The 22,485-nt window shown below is 61.7% G+C and carries 19 protein-coding genes; 5 read left to right on the plus strand and 14 right to left on the minus strand.

From position 1 onward, the window contains the following. Nucleotides 1-20 precede the first annotated feature (20 nt). Nucleotides 21-998 (plus strand): NADPH:quinone oxidoreductase family protein, encoded by a 978-nt coding sequence (locus CKW24_RS01425; RefSeq protein WP_095164747.1) that lies wholly within the window; start codon nucleotides 21-23, stop codon nucleotides 996-998. 48 nt (nucleotides 999-1,046) lie between these two features. Here CKW24_RS01425 and CKW24_RS01430 read toward each other — a convergent pair whose 3' ends face one another. Next, complete coding sequence (locus CKW24_RS01430; protein ID WP_095164749.1) at nucleotides 1,047-1,655, minus strand: energy transducer TonB; 609 nt, start codon at nucleotides 1,653-1,655, stop codon at nucleotides 1,047-1,049. Nucleotides 1,656-1,979: 324 nt separating this feature from the next. Between CKW24_RS01430 and glpT the strand changes: the two genes are divergently transcribed. Beyond that, nucleotides 1,980-3,329: a glycerol-3-phosphate transporter gene (gene glpT / locus CKW24_RS01440; RefSeq protein WP_095164753.1), complete on the plus strand. Its 1,350-nt coding sequence runs from the start codon at nucleotides 1,980-1,982 to the stop codon at nucleotides 3,327-3,329. On the opposite strand, the gene CKW24_RS01445 is transcribed toward glpT, so the two are convergent. The 5 genes from CKW24_RS01445 to trxA all read right to left on the minus strand — a co-directional run bounded on the left by CKW24_RS01445 (nucleotide 3,305) and on the right by trxA (nucleotide 8,604). Continuing rightward, the gene (locus tag CKW24_RS01445; protein WP_095164755.1) at nucleotides 3,305-3,973 is read right to left on the minus strand and encodes a gamma-glutamylcyclotransferase; all 669 of its coding nucleotides are present in this window, start codon (nucleotides 3,971-3,973) and stop codon (nucleotides 3,305-3,307) included. The two genes, glpT and CKW24_RS01445, sit on opposite strands and share 25 nt — an antisense overlap. Nucleotides 3,974-4,191: 218 nt before the next feature. Continuing rightward, complete coding sequence (locus CKW24_RS01450; RefSeq protein ID WP_095164756.1) at nucleotides 4,192-5,160, minus strand: CDP-6-deoxy-delta-3,4-glucoseen reductase; 969 nt, start codon at nucleotides 5,158-5,160, stop codon at nucleotides 4,192-4,194. Beyond that, nucleotides 5,160-6,626, minus strand: a complete 1,467-nt coding sequence (ubiD, locus tag CKW24_RS01455) for a 4-hydroxy-3-polyprenylbenzoate decarboxylase (RefSeq protein WP_095164758.1) — start codon at nucleotides 6,624-6,626, stop codon at nucleotides 5,160-5,162. The genes CKW24_RS01450 and ubiD overlap by 1 nt, the downstream gene beginning before the upstream one ends. 140 nt (nucleotides 6,627-6,766) lie before the next feature. Next, entirely contained in the window at nucleotides 6,767-8,026 is a 1,260-nt protein-coding gene (gene rho, locus CKW24_RS01460; protein WP_025216061.1) for a transcription termination factor Rho, read from the minus strand. Nucleotides 8,027-8,274: 248 nt separating this feature from the next. Continuing rightward, nucleotides 8,275-8,604, minus strand: coding sequence for a thioredoxin TrxA (trxA, locus tag CKW24_RS01465; protein ID WP_003206727.1), 330 nt, complete (start codon nucleotides 8,602-8,604; stop codon nucleotides 8,275-8,277). A 355-nt stretch (nucleotides 8,605-8,959) separates the two neighbouring features. Here trxA and ppx point away from each other — a divergent pair, with 355 nt between their 5' ends. Further along, entirely contained in the window at nucleotides 8,960-10,462 is a 1,503-nt protein-coding gene (gene ppx / locus CKW24_RS01470) for an exopolyphosphatase (protein WP_095164760.1), read from the plus strand. Between the two features lie 75 nt (nucleotides 10,463-10,537). On the opposite strand, the gene ppk1 is transcribed toward ppx, so the two are convergent. Continuing rightward, a complete protein-coding gene (gene ppk1 / locus CKW24_RS01475) occupies nucleotides 10,538-12,781 on the minus strand; it encodes a polyphosphate kinase 1 (protein WP_095164762.1) in 2,244 nt (747 codons plus the stop codon). 18 nt (nucleotides 12,782-12,799) lie between these two features. After that, nucleotides 12,800-13,813: a porphobilinogen synthase gene (hemB, locus tag CKW24_RS01480; protein WP_095164764.1), complete on the minus strand. Its 1,014-nt coding sequence runs from the start codon at nucleotides 13,811-13,813 to the stop codon at nucleotides 12,800-12,802. A 207-nt stretch (nucleotides 13,814-14,020) separates the two neighbouring features. Between hemB and CKW24_RS01485 the strand changes: the two genes are divergently transcribed. Continuing rightward, entirely contained in the window at nucleotides 14,021-14,650 is a 630-nt protein-coding gene (locus CKW24_RS01485) for a DedA family protein (RefSeq protein WP_095164766.1), read from the plus strand. Here CKW24_RS01485 and CKW24_RS01490 read toward each other — a convergent pair. Next, the gene (locus CKW24_RS01490; protein WP_095164768.1) at nucleotides 14,631-15,866 is read right to left on the minus strand and encodes a sterol desaturase family protein; all 1,236 of its coding nucleotides are present in this window, start codon (nucleotides 15,864-15,866) and stop codon (nucleotides 14,631-14,633) included. The two genes, CKW24_RS01485 and CKW24_RS01490, sit on opposite strands and share 20 nt — an antisense overlap. A 114-nt stretch (nucleotides 15,867-15,980) precedes the next feature. Between CKW24_RS01490 and elbB the strand changes: the two genes are divergently transcribed. Beyond that, nucleotides 15,981-16,649: an isoprenoid biosynthesis glyoxalase ElbB gene (elbB, locus tag CKW24_RS01495; RefSeq protein WP_095164770.1), complete on the plus strand. Its 669-nt coding sequence runs from the start codon at nucleotides 15,981-15,983 to the stop codon at nucleotides 16,647-16,649. A gap of 54 nt (nucleotides 16,650-16,703) precedes the next feature. On the opposite strand, the gene CKW24_RS01500 is transcribed toward elbB, so the two are convergent. The 5 genes from CKW24_RS01500 to CKW24_RS01520 form a co-directional block, all read right to left on the minus strand. After that, nucleotides 16,704-17,159, minus strand: coding sequence for a YaiI/YqxD family protein (locus CKW24_RS01500; RefSeq protein ID WP_095164772.1), 456 nt, complete (start codon nucleotides 17,157-17,159; stop codon nucleotides 16,704-16,706). Between the two features lie 45 nt (nucleotides 17,160-17,204). Next, the gene (locus tag CKW24_RS01505) at nucleotides 17,205-19,103 is read right to left on the minus strand and encodes an FTR1 family protein (protein WP_095164775.1); all 1,899 of its coding nucleotides are present in this window, start codon (nucleotides 19,101-19,103) and stop codon (nucleotides 17,205-17,207) included. Between the two features lie 146 nt (nucleotides 19,104-19,249). After that, complete coding sequence (locus CKW24_RS01510; protein WP_095164777.1) at nucleotides 19,250-19,882, minus strand: LysE family transporter; 633 nt, start codon at nucleotides 19,880-19,882, stop codon at nucleotides 19,250-19,252. A 107-nt stretch (nucleotides 19,883-19,989) separates the two neighbouring features. Then, nucleotides 19,990-20,571, minus strand: a complete 582-nt coding sequence (locus CKW24_RS01515) for a mechanosensitive ion channel family protein (protein ID WP_095081887.1) — start codon at nucleotides 20,569-20,571, stop codon at nucleotides 19,990-19,992. Beyond that, nucleotides 20,571-22,481, minus strand: a complete 1,911-nt coding sequence (locus CKW24_RS01520; RefSeq protein WP_095164779.1) for an ATP-binding cassette domain-containing protein — start codon at nucleotides 22,479-22,481, stop codon at nucleotides 20,571-20,573. The genes CKW24_RS01515 and CKW24_RS01520 overlap by 1 nt, the downstream gene beginning before the upstream one ends. Between the last annotated feature and the right edge of the window lie 4 nt (nucleotides 22,482-22,485).

A 22,485-nucleotide genomic window follows, 5' to 3' on the forward strand; every position in this document is an offset into this window, starting at 1 on the left:
CTCCCAAAGGAATAGCCCTGATGAAAGCCGTGCTGTGCAAAGCCTTCGGCCCTGCCGAATCGCTGGTGCTGGAAGAAGTCGCCAGTCCTGTCGCCAAGAAGAACGAAATCCTCCTGCAAGTGCACGCCGCGGGGGTCAACTTCCCGGACACGCTGATCATTGAGGGCAAGTACCAGTTCAAGCCACCCTTCCCGTTTTCCCCGGGGGGTGAGGCGGCCGGCGTGGTCAGCGCGGTGGGCGAGAAGGTCAGCCACCTCAAGGTCGGCGACCGGGTCATGGCGCTGACCGGCTGGGGCAGTTTTGCCGAGCAGGTCGCGGTACCGGGCTACAACGTGTTGCCTATCCCTGCGTCCATGGACTTCAACACCGCCGCCGCCTTCAGCATGACCTACGGCACTTCGATGCACGCGCTCAAACAACGCGGCCACCTGCAGCCGGGGGAAACCCTGCTGGTGCTGGGTGCATCCGGCGGCGTGGGCCTGGCTGCCGTGGAAATCGGCAAGGCCATGGGTGCCCGGGTCATCGCCGCGGCCAGCAGCGCCGAGAAACTGGCAGTGGCCAAGGCCGCCGGTGCCGATGAGCTGATCAACTACAGCGAAACCAACCTCAAGGACGAAATCAAGCGCCTGACTGACGGCCAGGGCGCCGACGTGATCTACGACCCGGTCGGCGGCGACCTGTTCGACCAGGCCATCCGGTCCATCGCCTGGAACGGCCGCCTGCTGGTGGTCGGTTTCGCCAGCGGGCGGATCCCTGAATTGCCGGTGAACCTCGCCCTGCTCAAGGGCGCTGCTGTGGTCGGAGTATTCTGGGGTTCGTTCGCCCAACGCCAACCCCAGGACAACGCGGCGAACTTCCAGCAACTGTTCGGCTGGTTTGCCGAAGGCAAGCTCAAGCCGCTGGTGTCGCAGGTCTATCCCCTGGCCAACGCGGCCCAGGCCATCAATGACCTGGGCCAGCGCAAGGCGGTGGGCAAGGTGGTGGTGCAGGTTCGCTGAGTCGGGGCGCGCGCTGTACAGCTGACAACGCTGTACAGAGCGTACCGGCTAAAGCACCTTGCGAATCTCCTCCGGCAGGAACCGGAAGAACCTGGATGCGGGGTAATCCAGGCAGCGCCTGGCAATGCTCAGCACCTGGCGGTTCAGCCTTTTAATCATTGCCAGGCGCTCTGCCGTCGTCCATTGATGCTGGAAAAAGCCACTCGACAAGTAAGCCCGGGTGTATCGGAACGCTGCGAGGTCGACCCACAGGTAATCGGCGGTATGGGCGAAACCCGGGTTGATCTCTCGGCATTTCACCTCTTTGAGCCATTGGTTGAGGCCGGTCGAATCATCCAGGTGAAACTGCATCGGCGCTATGACTTCCAGTTCAGCCGGCTTCTCGCCCCCCACCGTCCAGGGCTTGAAGCGCCACTGCTCAATCGCCTCTTGGCTTACCGCGCTGAGATCCGGGTGAACACTTTCGAGAATCCTGACCCCGCTCACCGAACCATCGGCCTGCACCGTAAAACCTACCCGTACCTCACCGTTGATCCCAGCCCTATGCAGTGCCCGGGGATAAACCGGTTTGGGCGTGTTCTCTGGAATCAGGAACAACTGCGCGGCCAAGCCGTCACTCGAAATACACCAGACCAAAAGCAAACCTAACCAACGCATGACACCCTCCGCGATCTCTGTGCCACTGTTGGCACCTACGCAAAAGGTTAAGGCGAAGGGCTTTGCCGCCCTATCCCCCAACTTCCGACAGCTTCGCGGGATGTCTCCCAAATCATTGCCGTTTTTTACCAGGCAACCGCCGGAGTTCGCCTCCGGGGAAATCTCCTACACCGCCCTCCAGTTATATCTGAGCGACATGTTCATAAAAGAACGCGCGACTTTGTTCGTTTACGACTGTTTTGCAGATGAGATGCAGTGCTATTTTCGGTAACGAAACTGTAACATTCGCATCCGCAGTCAAAACAAGAAATTTGGAGCTCTTGAATGTTTGCTTTTTTTCGCCCTGCCGCCCACCAGGCACCCTTGCCTGAAGAAGACGTTGATAGCACCTACCGGCGCTTGCGCTGGCAGATTTTCGCCGGGATTTTCATTGGGTATGCGGGTTATTACCTGCTGCGCAAAAACTTCTCCCTGGCCATGCCCTACCTGATCGAAGAAGGCTACACCCGGGGCCAGCTCGGCCTGGCGATGTCGGCGATCGCGATTTCCTATGGCTTGTCCAAGTTCCTGATGGGCCTGGTGTCCGACCGCTCCAACCCGCGTTACTTCCTGCCTTTCGGCCTGCTGGTGTCGGCTGGGGTGATGTTCGTGTTCGGTTTCGCGCCCTGGGCCACCTCCAGCGTGACGATGATGTTCATCCTGCTGTTCATCAACGGCTGGGCCCAGGGCATGGGCTGGCCGCCGAGCGGGCGGACCATGGTGCACTGGTGGTCGCAGAAAGAGCGCGGCGGCGTGGTGTCGGTGTGGAACGTTGCGCATAACGTCGGCGGCGGCCTGATCGGCCCACTGTTCCTGATCGGCATGGGCCTGTTCAACGACTGGCATGCGGCATTCTATGTACCCGCTGCAGTGGCCCTGCTGGTGGCGGTGTTTGCCTTCATCGTGATGCGCGACACCCCGCAATCCGTGGGCTTGCCGCCCATCGAGCAGTACAAGAACGACTATCCCCACGGCTACGATGCCAGCCATGAAGAAGAATTCAGCGCCAAGGAAATCTTCGTCAAATACGTGCTGCGCAACAAAATGCTCTGGTACATCGCCCTCGCCAACGTGTTTGTCTACCTGCTGCGCTATGGCGTGCTGGACTGGGCTCCGACCTACCTCAAGGAAGCCAAGCACTTCACCGTCGACAAGACGTCCTGGGCCTACTTCCTCTACGAGTGGGCCGGTATTCCGGGCACGCTGCTGTGTGGCTGGCTATCGGACAAGGTGTTTCGCGGTAACCGTGGCCTGACCGGCATGGTGTTCATGGCGCTGGTGACCGTGGCGACCCTGGTGTACTGGCTGAACCCAGCCGGCAACCCGACCGTCGACATGATCGCCCTGGTGTCCATCGGCTTCCTGATCTACGGCCCGGTGATGCTGATCGGCTTGCAGGCGTTGGAGTTGGCACCGAAAAAAGCCGCAGGTACGGCGGCGGGCTTCACCGGACTGTTCGGTTACCTGGGCGGCTCGGTCGCCGCCAGTGCGGCCATGGGCTACACCGTCGACCACTTCGGTTGGGATGGCGGGTTTGTGCTGTTGATCGGTGCGTGCCTGCTGGCCATGGCGTTCCTGGCGCCAACCCTGCGCCACAAGCAAATCGCCAGTCAGGGTCGCGAAGCCATCGCCTGATCCCTGGATGACCCACAACGCTTGAGCCGCGCCTCCAGATTCCGGTCTGGCATGGCGTGGCTGCGCAGGGCGCTGGCGGTCTGCTCGACATAATCGCGCGTGCTGCCATAGCGTCCGCTGGCACTTTCAAAGACCTGGCTGAGCACATGGTCCGGCAAGTTGCCGGCATAGCTGGGCAGGTGCCGCTCCAGGACAAAACCCAATGCCTGAACCTTGCTGCCATCTTCCAGGCGGCAGTTGAGCCAGTGTGGGCGGTACGACGGGACCGGCATTTCGCGCTGCCACAGGGCAAACAACGATGCTTGCAGTTGCTCCTCGGGCAAGCGGTAGGCAAAACCACTGCATGAACCGCCGCGATCCAGGCCAAATACCAGCCCTGGCAACTCCGGCGTACCCCGGTGTTCGTGGGACCACAGGTACAAACCACGATGGTAGCCATGCACTCGACCGCGCACCCGCTCGACCGCCGAGCATTCGGGGCGCCAGATCAACGAGCCGTAGGCGAACAACCAGACCGGTCCACCCTGATGGCGGGCCATGGTGCTTTGCATGGAGTGGAGCAATTGCTCGTGCGTCAGCTGCGGCCCCAGATCGAGCCGCGGAGGGTAAGCCAGATTGAGAAAATCAGATTCAATGGCTGTCATGGCGAATAGCGTTCAGCTCCCCGCGGGTAAACAATTACTTAATAGAACGCACCGCTGTAACAATAAGGCACATTTGTTTTAAGACAGTTTATAGAGCATGGCACCGAAATTAATCCAGCGCCTGAATGACATATAGCCTATCGGTATTTATCCGTTTGAATAAATACCGATGGGCTATATAGGGAGTTATAACGAAGTTTCGAACTCAAGAGCGCGGATCAAGATCGAGGCGCATATGCAAATACGTCGGCGCGCATCTGGTGGGCGTCCATACCCGCCTCGACCAAGGCATCCAGCGTGCCATAGACCATGGCCGGCGAGCCGCTGGCGTAGACATGCAGGGGCTTGAGGTCCGGGAAATCCTCACAGACCGCTTGATGCAACATGCCGCAGCGCCCTTCCCAGCCACACAGGTCGCTGACCACCTGGTGCAGGAACAGATTGGGCAACTTCAGCCATTCGTCCCAGTGCTCCATCTGGTAGAAATCTTCCGGGCGGCGCACGCCCCAGTACAGGTGCACCGGGTACTTGAAGCCTTTGGCCCGGCAATGTTCGAGCAGGCTGTGGATCTGCCCCATGCCGGTACCCGCCGCAATCAGCACCAGCGGGCCCTCCGGTAACTCGGCCAGGTGGGTATCGCCGAATGGCAGCTCGACCCGGGCCATGCGGTTGCGTTGCAACTGCTCGATCAGGCTCAGGGCACTGGCTTCGCGGGCGAGCACGTGGATTTCCAGGTCACGCCCCGAGTGGGGCGCCGAGGCCAGGGAAAACGCCGACTTTTCGCCGTTTTCCCGTTCGATCATCAGGTACTGGCCGGCGTGATAGCGCGGCGGCTTGCCTGCCGGCGCGCGCAAGCGTACCCGCCAGGTATCGCCACCCACGTCCACGCACTCAATTACCTGACACGACACGCTGCGCACCGGCAGTTCTCCCAGCGCAAGGACGCCATCCCACAACACGATGCAGTCTTCCAGCGGCTCTGCAATGCAAGTGTAGAACTCGCCGTGGTCGCGCACATGACCGCTCTGCTCGACCCGGCCTTCGACCAGCAACGCCGCGCACACGTGGCAATTGCCATTGCGGCAGCTCTGCGGGCAGTCGTAGCCCAGGCGCCGCGCCCCATCGAGGATCCGCTCGCCGGGCAGTATCTCAAGCACTGCTCCGGACGGCTGCAAGGTTACACGCATCAATCTATTCCTAACTGATTCCAGATGGCATCGATCCGGCGCGTCACCGCCTCATCCTTGACGATAACCCGGCCCCACTCGCGGGTGGTTTCACCAGGCCATTTATGCGTGGCATCGAGCCCCATCTTCGAGCCCAGGCCGGAAACCGGCGAGGCGAAGTCGAGGTAATCGATCGGCGTGTTATCGATCATCACCGTATCGCGCTTGGGGTCCATGCGCGTGGTGATGGCCCAGATCACGTCGTTCCAGTCGCGGGCGTTGATATCGTCGTCAGTGACGATAACGAACTTGGTGTACATGAACTGTCGCAAAAACGACCAGACACCCAGCATTACCCGCTTGGCGTGGCCCGGGTACTGCTTCTTGATGGTCACCACCGCCATGCGGTACGAGCAACCTTCGGGTGGCAGGTAGAAGTCGGTGATCTCCGGGAACTGCTTTTGCAGGATCGGCACGAACACTTCATTGAGCGCCACGCCGAGAATCGCCGGCTCATCTGGCGGCCGGCCAGTGTAGGTGCTGTGGTAGATCGGCTTGACGCGGTGGGTGATGCGCTCGACCGTGAACACCGGGAAGCTGTCGACTTCGTTGTAATAGCCGGTGTGGTCGCCATAGGGACCTTCGTCGGCCATTTCACCCGGATGGATCACGCCTTCGAGGATGATCTCGGCCGTGGCCGGCACTTGCAGGTCGTTGCCACGGCACTTCACCAGCTCGGTGCGGTTACCGCGCAGCAGCCCGGCGAACGCGTACTCGGACAGGCTGTCCGGCACGGGCGTCACCGCGCCGAGAATGGTCGCAGGGTCTGCCCCCAGGGCCACGGACACCGGGAACGGCTGGCCCGGGTGCTTCTCGCACCATTCGCGGTAGTCCAGCGCGCCGCCACGGTGGCTCAGCCAGCGCATGATGACCTTGTTGCGGCCAATCACTTGCTGGCGATAGATGCCCAGGTTCTGGCGGTCCTTGTTCGGCCCCTTGGTGACCGTCAGGCCCCAGGTGATGAGCGGGCCGACGTCGCCCGGCCAGCAGGTCTGCACAGGCAGCATCGCCAGGTCGACGTCGTCGCCCTCGATGACCACTTCCTGGCACACCGCGTCCTTGACCACCTTGGGCGCCATGGCAATGATCTTGCGGAAGATCGGCAGCTTCGACCAGGCGTCCTTGAGCCCCTTCGGCGGCTCTGGCTCCTTGAGGAAGGCCAGCAGCTTGCCGATTTCGCGCAGTTCGCTGACCGCTTCGGCGCCCATGCCCAGCGCCACGCGCTCAGGTGTGCCAAACAGGTTGCCGAGCACAGGGATGTCGTAGCCGGTGGGGTTCTCGAACAGCAACGCCGGCCCTTTGGCCCGCAGGGTGCGATCGCAAACCTCGGTCATTTCCAGCACAGGGGACACTGGAACCTGGATGCGCTTGAGTTCGCCGCGCTGTTCCAGGCCGCTGATAAAGTCGCGCAAGTCGCGATACTGCATGCGTTAGCCTCGCTTGGCCGTGGCGTTCGGGGGCATGAGTTTAGCGCCGAACCCGACGGTTCAAAATAGTGACAGCTCAGATCATGAAAAGTCAGATAGCAAAAAGCCGGGTTTCCCCGGCTCTTGCGGTCCCGCTCGACTTACTTGCGCTTCATCGACAGGAAGAACTCATCGTTGGTCTTGGTCTGTTTCAGCTTGTCGACCAGGAACTCGATGGCAGCCACTTCATCCATAGGATGCAGGAGCTTGCGCAGGATCCACATACGCTGCAACTCGTCGTCGGCAGTCAGCAACTCTTCGCGGCGGGTGCCGGAACGGTTGATGTTGATGGCCGGGAAGACGCGTTTTTCAGCGATCTTGCGGTCCAGGGGCAGTTCCATGTTGCCGGTACCCTTGAACTCTTCGTAGATCACTTCGTCCATCTTCGAGCCGGTTTCAACCAGCGCGGTGGCGATGATGGTCAGCGAGCCGCCTTCTTCGATGTTCCGTGCCGCGCCGAAGAAACGTTTTGGCTTCTCCAGGGCGTGGGCATCGACACCACCGGTCAGGACCTTGCCGGAGCTCGGGATCACGGTGTTGTAGGCACGCGCCAGACGAGTGATCGAGTCGAGCAGGATGACCACGTCTTTCTTGTGCTCAACCAGGCGCTTGGCCTTCTCGATAACCATTTCGGCAACCTGCACGTGGCGGGTTGGCGGCTCATCGAACGTCGAGGCAACCACTTCGCCGCGCACGGTGCGCTGCATTTCGGTTACTTCTTCCGGACGCTCGTCGATCAGCAGCACGATCAGGTGAACTTCCGGGTTGTTACGGGCGATGTTCGCTGCAATGTTTTGCAGCATGATCGTTTTACCGGCTTTCGGCGGTGCAACGATCAGACCGCGCTGGCCTTTGCCGATCGGGGCGCACAGGTCGATGACACGACCGGTCAAGTCTTCGGTGGAACCGTTGCCGGCTTCCATCTTCATGCGCACGGTCGGGAACAGCGGGGTCAGGTTCTCGAAGAGAATCTTGTTCTTCGCGTTCTCCGGACGATCGAAGTTGATCGTGTCGACCTTGAGCAGTGCGAAGTAACGCTCGCCTTCCTTTGGAGGGCGGATCTTGCCAACGATGGTGTCACCGGTGCGCAAGTTGAAACGGCGGATCTGGCTCGGCGAGACGTAGATATCGTCTGGGCCGGCGAGATAGGAAGCGTCTGCAGAGCGCAGGAAGCCGAAGCCGTCCTGGAGGATCTCCAGCACGCCATCACCGGAGATTTCCTCGCCGCTTTTCGCGTGCTTTTTCAGCAGGGAGAAAATCACGTCCTGCTTGCGCGAACGGGCCATATTTTCTATGCCCATCTGTTCGGCCAATTCGAGCAGTTCGGTAATCGGCTTTTGCTTGAGTTCAGTCAGATTCATATAGGAATGACGTAATCATTTATGGAGGGGGGGAAATTAAGCTTTTGGCTTAATGAGGCCGCGCCGCAGAGAAGGCGACAGGATCGCGTACTTATTCGAAAAGGAGTGCGTCGGCGACGGCTAGCAGGGGGCAATGGAGAAACCAGTGCGGGGCCGAATGTACCACCTGAGTTTCGGAGCGTCTAGCCCTCAATAACGAAAAAGCCCCGCAATTTGCGGGGCTTTTCGGGTACCACCTGCAACGACGCTTAGATGTTGGCGTCGAGGAAGGCAGCCAGTTGCGACTTCGACAGCGCACCGACCTTGGTGGCTTCGACGTTGCCGTTCTTGAACAGCATCAGCGTCGGAATACCACGCACGCCGTGCTTGGCCGGGGTTTCCTGGTTTTCGTCGATGTTCAGCTTGGCAACGGTCAGCTTGCCTTTGTAGGTCTCAGCGATTTCGTCCAGGACCGGAGCGATCATCTTGCATGGACCGCACCACTCAGCCCAGTAGTCGACCAGTACAGCACCTTCGGCCTTGAGTACGTCAGCTTCGAAGCTAGCGTCGCTAACGTGTTTGATAAGATCGCTGCTCATGGAAGTCTCCAGGTTGTAAGCAAAAAAACGTGGCCCATCATAGCCGCCCTTCCCTCGTTCAGGAAGCCGCAGTTGATTGAGTCTCGCTATGGTGTTGCGTGAGTTTGGGTATAGCTCAACTCCGGCGGCGGCGGGAGCCAGGGACGCAATTTGGCGACGCCCAGCAGGATTTGGCGGTTCGCCGACCGCCCGTCGCGTGCATTGCCTGAGTCCATGTGAAAGCGAGCCTGCTCGCGATTGCCCCCACAGCGCTCACCCACACAACTGAGTTGGATCAATGCTTTAAACACTGCGCGTTGGCGGCAGCGATTGATCGTGGCACGATGGTCGGGTTATCGACCGAGACCTCTAGACCATGCCCCAATCCCAAGCCAAGAATCTGTCCCTGATCGCCGCTATCGACCTGGGCTCGAACAGCTTCCATATGGTCGTGGCCAAGGCTCACCACAATGAGATCCGCATTCTCGAGCGGCTCGGCGAAAAGGTGCAACTGGCGGCCGGGATCGACGAGGCGCGCCAACTCAACGAAGAATCCATGCAGCGCGGGCTCGATTGCCTCAAGCGTTTTGCCCAACTGATCAACGGCATGCCCCTGGGTGCGGTGCGGATCGTCGGCACCAACGCCCTGCGTGAAGCGCGCAACCGTGGCGAATTCATCCGCCGCGCCGAAGAAATCCTCGGCCACCCGGTCGAAGTCATCTCCGGGCGTGAAGAAGCGCGCCTGATTTACCTGGGCGTCTCCCACACCCTCGCCGACACTCCGGGCAAGCGCCTGGTCGCCGATATCGGTGGCGGCAGTACCGAATTCATTATTGGCCAGCGCTTTGAGCCGCTGCTGCGCGAAAGCCTGCAAATGGGCTGCGTGAGCTTCACCCAGCGCTACTTCAAGGACGGCAAGATCACCCCGGCACGCTACGCCCAGGCGTACACCGCAGCGCGCCTGGAGATCATGAGCATCGAACACGCCCTGCACCGCCTGACCTGGGATGAGGCCATCGGCTCCTCGGGCACCATTCGCGCCATCGGCCTGGCCCTCAAGGCCGGCGGCCACGGCGCGGGCGAGGTCAATGCCGAAGGCCTGGCCTGGCTCAAGCGCAAGCTGTTCAAGCTGGGCGACGCCGAGAAGATCGACTTCGAAGGCATCAAGCCTGACCGTCGGGCGATCTTCCCGGCCGGCCTGGCGATTCTCGAAGCCATCTTCGACGCCCTTGAACTGCAGCGCATGGACCATTGCGACGGCGCCCTGCGCGAAGGCGTGCTGTACGACCTGCTGGGCCGCCATCACCACGAAGACGTCCGTGAGCGCACCCTGAGCTCGCTGATGGACCGTTACCACGTCGACCTGGAGCAAGCCGCTCGGGTTGAACGCAAGGCCCTGCACGCGTTCGACCAGGTGGCGGTGGACTGGGAGCTGGATGACGGAGTGTGGCGCGAGCTACTGGGCTGGGCCGCCAAGGTCCATGAAGTCGGCCTGGACATCGCCCACTACCATTACCACAAGCATGGCGCCTACCTGATCGAGCACTCCGACCTCGCCGGCTTCTCCCGCGAAGACCAACTGATGCTGGCGCTGCTGGTACGTGGTCACCGACGCAACATTCCCAAGGACAAGTTTGCCGAGTTCGGCGACGAAGGCATCAAGCTGATCCGCCTGTGCGTGCTGCTGCGCTTCGCGATCCTGTTCCATCACATCCGCGGCACCCAGACGATGCCCCAGGTCACCCTGCACGCCAACCGCGACAGCCTGGAAGTGCAGTTCCCGGAGCAGTGGCTGGACGACAATCAGCTGACCCAGGCCGACTTCGCCCTGGAGGCCGAGTGGCTGGCGCGGATCGGGTTCACCCTCAACGTGCGCTGAGGCATGGCCTGAGCGGTGCAGAAACAAAAATGGCGATCCCCAGGGATCGCCATTTTTTTGCCTGCTACCTGTCGATCAACTGCTGACCGGCAAGATCGGGCTACCCAGACGCTCGAGCAACGTCGCCTGCGCACTGCGCGGGTTCTGGTTGCCGGTCGGGGTGTTGCGGATGTACCGACCGTCCGACTGCAGGCTCCAGCTGTGGGTGTTGTCGCTGAGGTACAGCTCCAGCTCTTTCTTGACCCGGGTCAGCAGTTTCTTGCCTTCTACCGGGAAGCAGGTCTCAACCCGTTTATCCAGGTTGCGCTCCATCCAGTCGGCACTGGACAGGAACATCTGCTCCTCGCCGCCATTGAGGAAGTAGAACACCCGCGTGTGCTCGAGGAAGCGACCGATGATCGAGCGCACGTGAATGTTGTGCGAGACCCCGGCGATGCCTGGCCGCAGGCAGCACATGCCACGCACCACCAGGTCGATGCGCACCCCTGATTGGCTGGCCTTGTACAGCGCGCGGATGATCTTCGGATCGGTCAGCGAGTTGAACTTGGCAATGATATGTGCCGGCTTGCCGTCGAGCGCAAACTGGGTTTCGCGGGCAATCATGTCGAGCATGCCCTTCTTCAGGGTAAACGGCGCATGCAGCAGCTTCTTCATGCGCAGCGTCTTGCCCATGCCGATCAACTGGCTGAATAGTTTGCCGACGTCTTCGCACAAGGCATCGTCGGACGTCAGCAAGCTGTAGTCGGTATACAGGCGGGCGTTGGCGGCGTGGTAGTTACCGGTACCCAGGTGCGCGTAGCGGACGATTTCGCCAGCCTCGCGACGCAGGATCAGCATCATCTTGGCGTGGGTCTTGAAGCCGACCACACCGTAGATCACCACCGCACCGGCAGCCTGCAAGCGGCTGGCCAGTTGCAGGTTGGACTCTTCATCAAAGCGCGCACGCAGCTCGATCACCGCAGTGACTTCCTTGCCGTTACGCGCGGCGTCGACCAGGGCATCGACGATTTCCGAGTTGGCGCCGGAACGGTACAGGGTCTGGCGGACCGCCAGCACATGCGGGTCCTTGGCAGCCTGGCGCAGCAGGTCGACCACCGGGGTGAACGACTCGAACGGGTGCAGCAACAGAATGTCCTGCTTGCTGATCACGCTGAAAATGTTCTCGCTGTTCTGCAGCAGTTTCGGGATCTGCGGGGTGAACGGCGTGTATTGCAGCTCGGGGTGACTGTCCAGGCCGGTGATGCTGAACAGGCGCGTCAGGTTGACCGGGCCGTTGACCTGATACAACTCGGTCTCGTGCAGGTTGAACTGCTTGAGCAGGTAGTCGGACAGGTGTTTCGGGCAAGTGTCGGCCACCTCCAGGCGCACCGCATCGCCGTAGCGCCGCGAGAACAGCTCGCCGCGCAGGGCGCGGGCCAGGTCTTCGACATCTTCGGTGTCGACCGACAGGTCGGCGTTTCGGGTCAGGCGGAACTGGTAGCAGCCCTTGACCTTCATGCCCTGGAACAGGTCGTCGGCGTGCGCATGGATCATCGACGACAGGAACACATAGTTATCGCCGGTGCCGCCGACTTCTTCCGGCAGCTTGATGACCCGTGGCAGCAAACGTGGTGCCGGGATGATCGCCAGGCCGGAGTCACGACCGAAGGCGTCGATGCCCTCGAGCTCGACGATGAAGTTCAGGCTCTTGTTCACCAGCAATGGGAACGGGTGCGTCGGATCGAGGCCGATCGGGGTGATGATCGGTGCGATCTCGTCGCGGAAATAGCGGCGTACCCAGGTCTTGATCTTGGTGTTCCAGTGACGCCGACGGATGAAGCGGACCTGATGTTTCTCCAGCTCCGGCAACAGGATGTCGTTGAGGATGGCGTACTGGCGATCGACATGGCCGTGCACCAGTTCGCTGATGCGGGCCAGCGCCTGATGCGGCTGCAGGCCGTCGGCACCGGCTTGTTCGCGGGCGAAGGTGATTTGTTTCTTCAGCCCGGCGACACGAATCTCGAAGAACTCGTCCAGGTTGCTGGAGAAGATCAGCAGGAACTTCAGCCGCTCCAGCAAGGGATAGGACTCATCCAGCGCCTGTTCCAGCACGCGGATGTTGAACTGCAGTTGCGACAGCTCGCGATGGATATACAGGCTGCTGTCATCCAGGCCCGGGATCGCGATGGCCGGCGCCGCCGGGGCGGCGTCGGCGACCACCACCGGCGGCGCTGCGACCGGTTCACGTTCCGGCAGCGCTTCGGGGGTGGATTCAACGACGGGCTCGACCACGGGCTGAGCTTCGTTTACAGCAACTTCAGTGAGTCCTTCGGTATTCATCGCGTGTTCCTGGGAGGGCTATTTTTGCTCTCGTAACAATTGAGCGGCACGTACGGCAAAGTAGGTGAGGATGCCATCAGCACCGGCGCGTTTGAAAGCGGTCAGGGATTCAAGAATCACCCCTTCGCTCAACCAGCCATTCTGGATTGCCGCCATGTGCATGGCGTATTCACCGCTGACCTGATAGACAAAGGTCGGCACTTTAAATTCTTCTTTGACTCGATAAAGAATATCCAGGTACGGCATGCCTGGCTTGACCATGACCATATCCGCACCTTCTGACAAGTCGCTAGCCACTTCATGCAAGGCTTCGTTGCCGTTGGCCGGGTCCATCTGGTAGGACGCCTTGTTTGCCTTGCCCAGGTTCAGGGCCGAGCCGACTGCATCGCGAAACGGACCGTAGTAGGCACTGGCGTACTTGGCCGAGTAAGCCATGATCCGCACGTTGACATGACCGGCCAGCTCCAGCGCTTCGCGGATCGCCTGGATCCGTCCATCCATCATGTCCGAGGGGGCCACCACCTGGGCACCTGCCGCAGCATGGGACAAAGCCTGGCGGACCAATGCATCGACGGTGATGTCGTTCTGCACGTAGCCTTCTTCATCAAGGATACCGTCCTGGCCGTGGGTGGTGAACGGGTCCAGTGCGACATCGGTGATTACCCCCAGCTCCGGGAACCGTGCACGCAGCGCGCGGGTAGCGCGCTGGGCAATGCCGTCCGGATTCCAGGCCTCGGCGGCGTCCAGGGACTTGAGCTCGCTCGGGGTCACCGGGAACAGCGCGATGGCCGGGATGCCAAGTTCTACCCACTGGGCCGCTTCCTCGAGCAACAAGTCGATGGTCAGGCGCTCTACGCCTGGCATCGAGGCCACCGCTTCGCGACGGTTCTCACCGTCCAGCACAAACACCGGCAGAATCAGGTCGTTGCTGGTCAGGACATTTTCCCGCACCAGACGGCGCGAAAAGTCATCGCGACGGTTGCGACGCAGGCGGGTTGCAGGAAACAAACGGTTGGCGGGGGTAAAGCTCACGGCAGACTCCTGAGCCCGCGCTGGCGGGCGAGCGTGACAGTTATAAGCGCTCATTATGACCGTCGTATGACAGTTGTGTGCACCCCTGTGACCAGTAGCCGCATTCATTGTCCTTGTAGGAAATGTTCACGTCGAGACACATTTGGATACTTTCCTCCCTGAGCCCGAAGGGTTAGGCTGCGCGTTCATTTCGCCAGCACCCAGACAATGCTCCAACAATTCCTGCATGATTTTGGCTACTTTGCCCTCTTTCTAGGCACGTTCTTCGAAGGCGAAACCATCCTGGTTCTTGCGGGATTCCTCGCGTTCCGCGGATACATGGACATCAATGTGGTGGTGGTCGTGGCGTTCCTCGGCAGCTATGCCGGTGACCAGCTGTGGTACTTCCTGGGACGCAAGCACGGGCGCAAGCTGCTGGCGCGCAAACCACGCTGGCAAATGATGGGCGACCGGGCGCTGGAGCATATCCGCAAGCACCCGGACATCTGGGTCCTGAGCTTTCGTTTCGTCTACGGCCTGCGCACGGTGATGCCGGTGGCCATCGGCCTGTCGGGATACCCGCCGGGACGCTACCTGATCCTCAACGGCATCGGCGCGGCGATCTGGGCTACCGCGCTGGCGGCTGCCGCCTATCATTTTGGCGCCGTACTCGAAGGCATGCTGGGCAGCGTCAAGAAATACGAGCTATGGGTGCTTGGCGCCCTGCTGGTGCTGGGCGTCGTCCTGTGGCTGCGTCGCCGTTTCAAGAACGCTCGCCTGGCCCGCCAGGTCTATGCCGACGAGCAGGCCTTGATCGCCGAAAAGGCCAAGAACGAGCCTACGACGCCAGCCGAGTGAACGACTTTTGGCAAGCGTACAACGCAATCCCACTCAGCACACTGTAAGCGCTCAGGCCGACCCAGATCAGATTGCTGGCCGGCCATAGCCCCGCCAGCGGTGCCAGCCATACCAGCGGTAGGTTCGATAGCAGCCGCAGCAGTTCCAGCCTGAGCGCCTGCGGGCGATTCTCCAGGGCCATGCCCAGCACAAACAGACCGAACGCCAGCGCGACCCAACCCAGCAGCAACGCGCTGCCGGGCAGGTGTTGCTCACGACCTAGCAGGTAACTGCCCAAGGCAACGTACAGGCAGAACTGCAGGGCTACGTACAATTGCTGGCGCCCGGCCAATGGCACCTCGAACTTGCGGAACTGGCTCAACTGCGGCTTGTGCAACGGGTACTTGGCGGCAACGTCCGCTGGCCGCCAGCCGGTACGCATGAACCAGATCCGCAGCTTGTCCCATAGCCGCTCGGCGCGCCGCGCATCGGTCCACAACTGCGCGTAGAACTGCACGTTCGCCCACAACGGATTCCAGCTGGCCAGCGGCGTGGTCACGCCAAAAATCACCGGCTCGTTGTCGTCCTCTTCCTGATAAGAACCAAACAGCCGGTCCCAAATAATGAACACCCCGCCATAGTTGCGATCCATGTAGAGAGCGTTCTGTGCATGGTGAGCACGATGATTGGATGGGGTCACGAAGAACCACTCGAACCAGCCCAGCTTGGGAATGTGCCGGGTGTGGACCCAGAACTGGTACAGCAGGTTCAGCGCCGCGACACTGACAAACACCAGCAGGGGCACGCCGAGCACTGCCAGCGGCAGATAGAAGATCCAGCCCAGCAGGAACCCGGTGCTGGTCTGGCGCAGCGCCGTGGACAGGTTGTAGTCCTCGCTTTGATGGTGCACCGAATGTGCCGCCCAGAGGATGTTGCGCTCATGGCCACAGCGGTGCAGCCAGTAGTAGCACAAGTCATAGAGGACAAAGGCCGACACCCAGGTCCACGGGTTGTCCGCCGACAGTTCGAACAGCGCCAGGTGCTCGAGGGCAAAGGCGTAGGTCAGCAGGCCCACGCCCTTGGTCAGCAGCCCGGTGGTGGTCGACAACACGCCCGTGCTGAGGCTGTTGATCGCGTCCGCCAGGCGGTAATGACTGACTCCCCGCCAACGGTCGGCCAGCAGCTCGATGGCAATCAGCACGAAGAAAAACGGCACCGCATACAAAATGAAATTCATGACGCGACCCGTGGGCAGTGGTTGTCCAGAGATTAGGCCCAGACACGCAGCAACCCTATGGCAACGAGCGACAAATTAGTGGACATTTAGCGCCATGAACCTGGAGAAGAACCCATGAGCAAAAAAGTTGCAGTGATACTTTCCGGCTGTGGCGTCTATGACGGCGCCGAGATCCACGAAAGCGTGATTACCCTGCTGCGCCTCGACCAGCGTGGCGCACAGGTGCAGTGCTTTGCCCCGAACATCACCCAGTTGCATGTGATCAATCACCTGACTGGCGAAGAAATGCCCGAGTCGCGCAATGTGCTGGTGGAGTCGGCCCGCATCGCCCGTGGCCAGGTCAAGGACCTGCGTGACGCCAACGCCGAGGACTTTGATGCGCTGATCGTTCCCGGAGGGTTTGGCGCCGCCAAGAACCTTTCCAACTTTGCCATCGAAGGCGCGGGCTGCAGCCTGCAACCAGAAGTCCTGGCCCTGGCCGAGGCTTTTGCCGAAGCCGGCAAGCCGGTGGGCCTGATCTGTATTTCCCCGGCCCTGGCGGCGAAGATCTACGGTCCCGGCGTCACTTGCACCATCGGCAACGATGCCGATACCGCTGCGGCGCTGACCAAGATGGGCGCCACCCACACCGACTGCGCCGTCACCGACATCGTCGAAGACAAGGCGCGCAAACTGGTGAGCACCCCGGCCTACATGCTGGCGCAGTCGATCAGCGAAGTGGCTTCAGGTATCAACAAGCTGGTGGACCGGGTGCTCGAACTGACCCACGAAAACGACGCCTGACCTACCCCGCAGCAGGCGCTGGCGTGCCAGCGCAAAGGGCCTGGGTGGCAACGTTCAGGCCTGGCGGCTGAGCCGGGTCAGGATCCGGTCCAGCGCATTGGCGAACGCCTGTTTTTCCCGTTCGCCGAACGGCGCCGGACCGCCACTCATCTGCCCCTGTTCACGCAGGTCGGTGAACAGATTGCGCACCGCCAGGCGGTCGCCCATGTTCTGTGCATCGAACTCCTTGCCGCGCGGGTCCAGCGCGGCAACGCCCTTTTTCACCAGGCGGTCGGCCAGCGGCACATCGCTGCAGATCACCAACTCGCCGGGTACGGCATGCTCCACCAGGTAGTCGTCCGCCGCATCCGGGCCGCTGGGCACCACGATCAACTTGACCAGCGCCAGGCCCGGCTTGGTCTGCGGCTGCCCCGCCACCAGCAACACCTCGAACTGACGCTTGAGGGCAAACTTCACTACCAGATCCTTCGCCGCCCTGGGGCAGGCATCGGCATCGATCCAGACTCGCATTGTGTTTTCCTCTGTTGAAAGCATCGCGGGCAAGGCGAATGCTGGTTACGAAACCGGCATGCGCCGCTTCTCGGCCATACGACTGCGGCTGTACAACACGACAATCGCCAGGATCGCCACTGCCTGCGCACCGAGCGAATAGGCATCAGCGTGAATCCCCAGCCAGTCGAAGTCAAAGAATGGCACCGGACGCGTGCCAAAGACCCCGGCTTCCTGCAAGGCTTTCACACCATGCCCGGCAAACACCACCGACAAGGCGCAGAGCAGCCCGGCATTGATGCCGAAGAACAGGGCCAGGGGCAATTTCGCCGAGCCGCGCAAAATCACCCAGGCCAGGCCGATCAGCAGCACCAGCGCGGTTGCACCACCCGCCAGCACCGCGTTGTGCCCGGCCGGGCCGGCTTGCAGCCACAGGGTTTCGTAGAACAGGATCACTTCGAACAGCTCGCGGTACACCGAGAAAAACGCCAGGATCGCAAAACCGAAACGCCCACCTCCGCCCACCAGGCTGCTCTTGATGTAATCCTGCCAGGCCGCCGCATGGCGACGGTCGTGCATCCAGACACCCAGCCATAGCACCATGACGCTGGCGAACAGGGCGGTCGCCCCTTCGAGCAGTTCGCGCTGGGCGCCACTGACATCGATCACATAGGCGGCCAACGCCCAGGTGGCAAGACCGGCCAGCAAGGCCAGGCCCCAGCCGACATTGACACTGCGCACCGCCGATTGCTGGCCAGTGTTACGCAGGAACGCGAGGATCGCCGCCAGTACGAGGATCGCCTCCAGGCCTTCGCGCAACAGGATCAACAGGCCAGAGATGTAGCTCAGCGACCAGCTCAAGCCATCGCTGCCCAGAAGGCTGGCGGACTCCTTGAGCTTGGCTTTGGCGGTATCCAGGCGCTGCTGGGCCTGCTCCACCGGCAAACCGTCCTGCAGCGACTGACGGTAGGCCATCAGCGACTTTTCGGTGTCTTTGCGCACTGTGGCGTCGACGTTATCCAGCGAGCTCTCGACCAGCTCGAACCCCTCCAGATACGCCGCCACCGACAGGTCGTAGGCCTGGTCGTGGTCGCCGGCACGATAGGCGGCGATGCTCTTGTCCAGGGTCGCGGCGGTGTAGTCGAGCAACTGCCCCGGGCCACGCTTGACTTGCGGAGGCTGGGCCCGTTGCGCACGGAAGGTGGCCGCCGCTTCAGGTCCGTCGGCCGCCAGCACTTCGGCCGGCGTCTGGCGCGCCAGATCGGCCAGGTTGTAGGTCTGCTGGTTTTTCACCGCCGCCGGGTCGACGCTGAAACTAGCGATGTAAGTCGCCAGGTCCCAGCGCTGACGCTCGTCCAGTTGATCGGCGAACGCCGGCATGTCGGTGCCTTCGATGCCCTGCCCAAGGGTGCTGTAGATCGCGTAGAGACTCAGGCGGTCCTGGCGCGAGCTATCCCGCAGGTTCGCCGGCGCAGGCTCCAGGCCGACCCCGGCGGGGCCATCGCCAGCACCGCTGGCGCCATGGCACACCGAGCAATGCTGGGCATACAACGGTGCACCGCGCACGGGGTCGGGGGTAATGATCGGCGCTTGGCTGACCTCGTAGGCCACCGCCAGCTTCGCACCCAACTGCCGCGCCTGGCGGGCGACACTCACACCGTCCTGGCGCTCGGCGACCGCCTTGCTCAGTGCGAGCACGCCCTGCTCCAACTCAGGCTTCTGCGGCCTGGCCGGCAATCCCGCGATAAAACCCTGCAGCGCCCGCAGAAACTCGACCTGCTCCTGATACTCGGCGGCATCGATCACCTTGCCTGCCTCGACCGCCGCCGGGTAATCGGCGCCAATGTAATCGAGTACGTGCAGGGCCTGGGGAGCGCCTTCCACGGTGTCGGCCAGCAGATTGAAACTGCACAGCGATAACCACGGGAGCACCAGCCAGGCCAGAAAACGGGACGGGGCAGTCATGAATGAATCTCAATTGGAAATACGAAGTTACATATTGTTCACTTCGAATGAGCTTCACTCAAGCTTTGTCGTGCTTTGGGCGTTTTATCCCGCGCAGAAATGAAAAAGGCGACCCCTCGGGGTCGCCTTGCCGGGTGCCGGACGGCTTACACCACCGCTTTACGCAGAGTCGCCATAAACGCCGCAGCACCAATGAACAAACCAGCAAAGGTACGGTTCATGCGTTTCTGTTGCTTGGGAGTACGCAGCAGGCGCAGCACCTTGGACGCAAGGCCCGTGTAGCCGGCCATCACCACCAGGTCGACGCAGATCATCGTCGCCCCCAGGATCAGGTACTGCGCCACCAGCGGTGCGTGCGGGTCAATGAACTGTGGCAGTACCGCCAGCATGAACACCAATGCCTTGGGATTGCTAACGTTCACCAGGAAACCGCGGAACATCAGGGCCAAGGGCTTGCCGATCGGGCGAACCGCCGCATCATCGTTCAGGTCGCTGGGCAGCGCTTGCCATTGCTTGACGGCGAGAAACACCAGGTAGGCAACACCAAACCACTTGATCACATAAAACGCAGTGGCCGACGTCGCGAGAATCGCCCCAACCCCGGCCGCGACGATCGCAATCTGCAAGGCCAGGCCCAGTTGCAGGCCCAGGGCGTTCCAATAACCGCGCCAGAACCCGTAGCGCAAACCGCTGGACATCGACGCGATGGCGCCGGCGCCCGGAGAAAGGCTGATCACCCAGCAGGCGGCAAAAAACGCCAGCCATGTTTCAAGCACCATCGCACACCTCGACTCAAGCTTCTTGTCAGGCGTCTAAGCTAATGCGCCAGCCGGCGAATGACTATCGATTTTTTGCAGGAAGTGGCCGCTGCCGACCAGCGTGTCGGCTATTTTTCAAAGCCGCTGGAAGGCAGTACGTCGCTACCGCGCCAGCGGCGCACGGAGCGCTGGAAGAACAGGCTGTTGGGCACTTGCACCATGGCGCTACCGGTGCCCAGTTCCTCGGCCTCGATCAACGTGGTGTACAGCAGGTTGATCGCCACCACTCGACCCTTGACGCCGGGCTTGTCGGTGGTGTCCACCAACTCGACCACATCCCCCAGGCGAAACGGCCCGACGGTGAAGATCAGGATCGCGCACAGCAGGTTCGACAGCACACTCCACATGGCGAAGAACGCCACCGCGGCGACCGCGACAAAGCCGGATAGAGCGGTCCACAGCACCGTGGCGGAAACCCCCAGGCGCTCGAGGACAAAGATCAGCGCACTGCCCATGATCAGCCAGCGCAGGCCGCCGCGCAGCGGCATCAGCAACTGCGGCGGAAACGGGTAACGCTCACCCAGACGAGTCAGGCCTTTCGCCACGAAGCGCTGCGTCAGGTAACCCGCCAACAGGATCAGCAGGATCTGCACGCCGAGCCAGATCGGCTCGACCCACACGGCCGGCAATGGCAGCTTGAAGGCTTCCATCACGACAACGCCTCCAGCTCCGCCTGCATGCCTTCCAGCAGTTCCAGGGCTTGCATCCAGGCCTCTTCAAGCTCGGCTTCACGGACTTTCAATTTGGCCTGCTCGGCCAGCAGGTCACGCAATTCGTTCTTGCGCGCCGGCTCGTAGATATCGCTGTCGCCCAGACTGGTGTCGACCTTGGCCAGTTTCTCGTGCAACTTGCCCAGCTCGGCTTCCAGCTTGTCGGCTTCGCGCTTGTGCGGTGCCAGTTGCTGACGCAACGCCGCGGCTGCCTGGCGCTGGGCCTTCTTGTCGGTCTTGTCCGGGTTGACCGGTGTGCTACTCACCGGCGCGTTGCGCTGGCGATACTCGACCAGCCAGCGGGCGTAGTCTTCCAGGTCGCCGTCGAACTCCTCGACCTTGCCATCGGCCACCAGGAAAAAGTTGTCGGTGGTGCTTTTGAGCAAGTGACGGTCGTGGGAGACCACCAGTACCGCACCACTGAATTCCTGCAGGGCCATGGTCAGCGCCAGGCGCATTTCCAGGTCCAGGTGGTTGGTCGGTTCGTCGAGCAGCAGCAGGTTCGGCCGCTCCCAGGCGATCAGGGCCAGCGCCAGGCGAGCTTTTTCGCCGCCGGAGAAGTTCAGCACCGGCTCGTCGATCCGTGCACCACGGAAGTCGAAGCCGCCGAGGAAATCGCGCAGGGTCTGCTCACGCTCGGTTGGCGCCAGGCGCTGCAAGTGCAGCAACGGGCTGGCCTTGGCATCCAGCGAGTCCAGTTGGTGCTGGGCAAAGTAACCCACCACCGTGTTCTCGCCACGGGTCAGGCGGCCTGCCAGCGGCTCGAGCTCACCGGCTAGGTTCTTGATCAGGGTCGACTTGCCCGCACCGTTGGGGCCGAGCAGGCCGATCCGGGCGCCGGGGGTCAGTTGCAGCTTGACCTTCTCCAGGATGGTCTTGTCGCCATACCCCAGGCGGGCGTCGGACAGGTCGATCAGTGGGCTGGAGATCTTTGTCGACTCGCGGAACACGAAGTCGAACGGCGAATCGACGTGGGCAGCGGACAACTCCTCCATCCGCTCCAGCGCCTTGATCCGGCTCTGGGCCTGGCGGGCCTTGGTGGCCTGGGCCTTGAAACGGGCGATGTAGCTTTCCATGTGCGCCCGCTGAGCCTGCTGCTTCTCGTAGGCCTGTTGCTGCTGCGCCAGACGTTCGGCACGGGCCCGTTCGAACGCCGTGTAGCCACCGCGGTACAGGGTGATCTTGCGCTGATCGACGTGGGCCACGTGATCGACCACCGCATCGAGGAAGTCACGGTCGTGGGAAATCAGCAGCAGGGTGCCGGGGTAGCTCTTTAGCCACTCTTCGAGCCAGATGATGGCGTCGAGGTCCAAGTGGTTGGTCGGCTCATCGAGCAGCAACAGGTCCGATGGACACATCAATGCCTGCGCCAGGTTCAGACGCATCCGCCAGCCACCGGAGAAATCTCCGACCTGACGGTCCATCTGCTCGTTGGTGAACCCCAACCCGGCGAGCAATTTGCGTGCACGGGCGTCGGCGGTATAGCCGTCGGCGCTATCGAGTTCCGAATGCAGGCGCGCCAGGGCGGCACCATCATGGGCCGCTTCGGCTGTCGCCAGGTCGCGCTGGACCTCGCGCAGGCGCAGGTCGCCATCGAGCACGTAGTCGACCGCCAGGCGTTCGAGCGTCTCGATTTCCTGGCGCATGTGGGCGATACGCCAATCGGCCGGCAGGAAGCAGTCACCCGAATCCGGGTGCAGCTCGCCCCGGATCAAGGCGAACAGGCTCGATTTGCCGGCGCCGTTGGCACCGATGAGGCCGGCTTTGTGGCCGGCGTGCAGGGTCAGCTCGGCGTCTTCTAGCAGACGTTGCGGGCCACGCTGTAAAGTCAGGTTCTGAAGTCGAATCATAATG

Origin of the sequence: Pseudomonas sp. Irchel 3H3 (genome assembly GCF_900187635.1) — a bacterium.
GTDB lineage: Bacteria > Pseudomonadota > Gammaproteobacteria > Pseudomonadales > Pseudomonadaceae > Aquipseudomonas.